The sequence below is a fragment of the Mycobacterium sp. genome, from assembly GCF_032159765.1.
Classification (GTDB): Bacteria; Actinomycetota; Actinomycetes; order Mycobacteriales; family Mycobacteriaceae; genus Mycobacterium.
The window spans coordinates 1-3,928 of sequence record NZ_JAVHWM010000090.1 but is presented as its reverse complement, the minus strand read 5'-3'; the positions used below and the strand labels follow the sequence as shown (position 1 = coordinate 3,928).

Annotated in this window: 3 protein-coding genes and 1 pseudogene; 2 read left to right on the top strand and 2 right to left on the bottom strand. The window is 66.6% G+C overall.

Annotation, left to right across the window (positions count from 1 at the left end; all coding sequences use genetic code 11):
• A partial coding sequence (locus tag QOH60_RS09940; RefSeq protein WP_526419668.1) for an aspartate kinase occupies positions 1-1,115 on the bottom strand: 1,115 nt, incomplete at its 3' end.
• Between the two features lie 91 nt (positions 1,116-1,206).
• Between QOH60_RS09940 and QOH60_RS09935 the strand changes: the two genes are divergently transcribed.
• A complete protein-coding gene (locus QOH60_RS09935) occupies positions 1,207-1,800 on the top strand; it encodes a nitroreductase family protein (RefSeq protein WP_526419666.1) in 594 nt (197 codons plus the stop codon).
• A gap of 113 nt (positions 1,801-1,913) precedes the next feature.
• A pseudogene (locus tag QOH60_RS09930) lies at positions 1,914-2,856 on the top strand (magnesium transporter); the annotation flags it as partial.
• Between the two features lie 8 nt (positions 2,857-2,864).
• Here the strand turns inward: QOH60_RS09930 and QOH60_RS09925 are convergent.
• On the bottom strand, positions 2,865-3,743 hold the full coding sequence (locus tag QOH60_RS09925) for a hypothetical protein (RefSeq protein WP_526419664.1): 879 nt from the start codon (positions 3,741-3,743) through the stop codon (positions 2,865-2,867).
• Positions 3,744-3,928: the final 185 nt, after the last annotated feature.

Below are 3,928 nucleotides of genomic sequence, written 5' to 3'. Positions count from 1 at the left end.
CCCACTGCGGCCAGCGCCTCGCAGAAGGTCGCGGTGACTCCGGGGTGGCTGCGCATGCCCGCGCCGATCAGCGACACCTTGCCGATGTGATCGTCGTAGAGCACTCTGGTGAACCCGATTTCGTGCTGGCGCGCAGTGAGCTCCTCGACCGCGCGGGGTGCACTCTCGCGCGAGCACGTGAACGTGATGTCGGTCTTGCCGTCCTCGACCTTGGACACGTTCTGCAACACCATGTCGATGTTCACGTCGACGTCGGCGATCGCACGAAAGACCTTGGCGGCGTAGCCGGGAACGTCGGGGATGCCGACGATCGTGACCTTGGCCTCGCTGCGGTCGTGCGCGACTCCGGTCAGAATGGCGTCTTCCACGGGGTTGTCCTCCATCGATCCGGTCACGATCGTGCCGGGTGCGTCGGTGTACGACGACCGGACATGTATCGGAACGTTGTAGCGGCGGGCGTATTCCACACAGCGCAGCATCAGCACCTTCGCGCCGCACGCGGCCATCTCGAGCATCTCCTCGAAGCTGACGGTGTCGAGCTTGCGGGCGTTGGAAACGATCCGCGGGTCGGCGGTGAAAATGCCGTCGACGTCGGTGTAGATCTCACACACATCGGCTTTGAGCGCGGCGGCGAGCGCGACCGCGGTGGTGTCCGAGCCGCCCCGGCCGAGGGTGGTGACGTCCTTGCTGTCCTGGCTGACGCCTTGGAACCCTGCGACGAGCACGATCAGGCCTTGGTCGAGCGCGGAGCGCAGCCGGCCGGGTGTGACGTCGATGATTTTCGCGTTGCCGTGGCTGCTGGTGGTGATGACGCCGGCCTGTGAGCCAGTGAACGACCGGGCCTGCGCACCGAGCGACTCGATGGCCATTGCGACCAGCGCATTGCTGATGCGCTCGCCGGCGGTCAGAAGCATGTCCATCTCCCGCGCTGGCGGTGACGGGCACACCTGCTTGGCGAGATCCAGCAGGTCATCGGTGGTGTCACCCATGGCCGAGACCACCACGACGACCTCGTCGCCCTGCTTCTTGGTTTCCACGATCCGCTCGGCGACGCGGCGGATCCGCTCGGCGTCAGCCACCGACGATCCACCGTATTTCTGCACGACGAGCGCCACGAAGAAACCTCTCTCGACCTTGGGTTCATTCAAGGATAAGGGGTTCGCGCACCCGTTTTTGACGGCGCGGGGGGCGGTAGCCTCAACGTCCGTGAGCGATCGGCGCGCCGACACCAGGGTTCCGATCAATGCTGTGCTCGCCGCGCGATGGAGCCCCCGTGCGTTCGACGAATCCACCGACCTGACTCCCGAGCAGATCACCGCGGTGCTCGAGGCCGCCCGATGGGCCGCGACGTGGGGCGACCGCCAGCCTGTGCGGTTCGTCGTGGGCCTGCGCGGTGACCCGACGTTCGCTGCGATCGGCGAGCTGCTCAAGCGCGGGAACAGCTACGCGAAGTTGGCCGGCGCGCTGGTCCTGGTCTGCGCCGACGAGGGGCCTGACGAGAAGACCGTGCGGTACGCCGCCGTCGACGTCGGGGCGGCGATTGCGCAATTGAGCGTCGAGGCGTTCTCGCGGGGCTTGGTCGCCCATCCGATGGCCGGGTTCGACGCCGACGGCGCGCGCACCGCGTTCGGCCTACCCGACGACGTCAGACCGTTCGCCGTGGTGGCGGTCGGATCACTCGGGGACTACTCCACTGTCGACCCGGCGGTCATCGAGCGCGACGCGCGAGGACGCCAACGTCTTCCGCTCGATGACATCGCGTTCGCGGGCCGGTGGGGCGAGCCTTTTCGTCCTCGTTAGCGCCGGACAAAGCGACGTATTTCGCGTGTTGCCCGGTGAATACCAATGCCGTACAGCCAGCCACGCTCACCTTGCGCCAAGCCATCGCCATGGAAACCCCGAAGGCTGTGGAGCTGTGGTTGGCCCCGACCACGACGGCGGCGCATGCCGTGGACGAGATTCGGTCTCGAATGTCGCAGCGGCACCGAGACTTTCGCGTTGGCGCTCAGGTCTACGTTACCGACGCCGAGCCACACTTGCTTGGTGTGGTGCGGTACCGCGAGCTGGTGCTTGGCGAAGCTGACCGGCAGGTCGGCGAGCTGTCAGGGGACGAGGTCGTCATCACGGGTGCGCTCACGGACGCCGAGGACGCCGCACTGCTCGTCGACCGCCGGGTCAGCGAGCTGCCCGTGGTCCACGCGGACGGCCGCATGCGTTCTCACCGAGGCCGACGCCCTTGAGATCCTCCAGGGCGACGTTACCCAGGACGCGGAAAGGCAAGGCGGTTCAACGCCTCTCGACGTCCCGTATCTGAGCGCGTCGCCGTTGCTGCTGTGGCGGAAGCGAATTGTCTGGCTGTTAGTGCTCTTTGCTGCCGAGGCTTACACGGGAACCGTGCTGCGTGCCTTCGAGGACGAGATGGAGGCAGTGGTAGCGCTCGCGTTCTTCATCCCGCTGCTGATCGGCACCGGCGGTAACACCGGCACCCAGATCACCACCACGCTCGTCCGCGCCATGGGTACCGGACAGGTCCGGCTCCGTGACCTTCCTGCGGTCGTCGTCAAGGAGCTGACGACCGGTTCGATGATCGCGGTGGTGATGGCGCTCGCGGCGCTGACCCGGTCCTGGACGCTGGGCGTCGGGCCGCAGGTGACACTGACGGTGTGTTTGACGGTCGCGGCCATCGTGATGTGGTCGGCGCTGGTGTCGTCGATTCTGCCGCTCGTTCTGAAGAAGCTGCGAATCGATCCTGCGGTGGTGTCGGCGCCGCTGATCGCGACGATCGTCGACGGGACGGGCCTGATGATCTATTTCGTGATCGCGCACGCGACCCTGCCGCAGCTGGCTGGGCTGTAAAGAAGTGCTCAGCGGTAGACGCTTGCAGCTTTGGCCGCGATGTCGGCAAGGGATCCGCAGTTGGCTCCGTCGATGTCCGCGACGACGACCGCAGGCCGGACGTCGACGTCGCCGGGGCGGACGTATCCCACCCCGATCACGTTACGCTGCATCGGCGGACCGACGAATTCGAACGCGGTGCATTCCGTGCGCCGGGCGTCGACGAACTGCGGCCGCAACGTCACCACGATGCGGTTGCCGTTCAGTTTCAGCCGGCAACTGTACGGCCCCAAGCCGAACACGTCCCAGGCTCTGACATCGTCGAGAACCTTCACCACCTCGCAGGGATCGCGTTCGGCCAGCGGTGACTGGTACAGGGCAGTGGCATCGCGCGGCGGCAGGGCACCGGTTGTCAAGCGCGCCCTCAGGCCGTCCCCGACTCTGCTCTCTAGCTTGCAGTCGGTGTCCACGACGAGCTCCACCCAGACCGTCGGCTGCATGCCCGTCGGCACCGCGGGGGCGCCGGGCAGTCCACCGAGCGGCAGCGGCATCGTCACGCCGCACATACTGGGCGGATCTCGCGGCGACGTCGCTATCGACACGTTCAGAAAGCGTTGCCCGCCGCCGCTCACCTTCACCTCGGCGTCACATTCGTCGTACGCCAAAGTCGGTCCCACGGAAACCAACTCGCCGACCTTGGCAAGCGCGGCGCCGCGCAGCAGCCCGCAAACGTCGATGCGTCGCATCGCCCGCACATACGCCAGTCGTGCGACGTCGTCGCCCGTGACCGGATGACCGTAGACGGGAACGTCGCCTGCGAAGAAGAATGCACTGTCCGGGGGGCTCGTCACCGCCTTGCCCTCAGTCACCATCGAGCAGGACGCGAGCGATACGGCGATCAGCGCCAAGCAGGGCAGACACCGTGACCAGCAAAATCCCGCGCGAAGCCGCTGGATCACCGGCGTAGCGATGGAGTAAGGTGATCGGCGTGCAGCGGGTGCTCCTTCTCGGCAGCCGCGGCGGGGTCTGATCCAGACCGGCTTCCCGCCGCGGGCGGTCGTGTTGCGCCGGTCTAAACCTATTACAGGTCCAT